Raw genomic sequence first — 288 nt, 5'->3', positions numbered from 1 at the left:
TGGGCGAAAGTAAAAGCCGGCAGCAAAACGGGCTATGTTCATGCATCTTTTTTGGCGAATTCAAATCCTGATAGCAGTGCAGATACTTCTACTCCAGCCAAAACAACGACGAAGTATGTCAATGTGGATAAGGGTTCACATCTAATCTTACGTTCAAAAGCCTCCGAAACGTCCAGCATTTTGGACAGCTTGCCAAGAGGCGAAAAGGTGACGGTGTACTCTATTTCCGGGGACTGGGCGAAAGTAAAAGCCGGCAGCAAAACGGGCTATGTTCATGCATCTTTTTTG

The 288-nt window shown here is 46.2% G+C and carries 1 protein-coding gene; it reads left to right on the top strand.

All coding sequences use genetic code 11. The features are described from left to right. Positions 1-288, top strand: a 288-nt coding sequence (locus IC21_RS13130; protein WP_035181002.1) for an SH3 domain-containing protein, incomplete at both ends; no start/stop codon positions are given.

Source organism: Heyndrickxia coagulans DSM 1 = ATCC 7050 (assembly GCF_000290615.1).
GTDB lineage: Bacteria > Bacillota > Bacilli > Bacillales > Bacillaceae_C > Weizmannia > Weizmannia coagulans.
The sequence above is the reverse complement of the archived record's forward strand: the minus strand, read 5'-3'. Positions and strand labels throughout refer to the sequence as shown.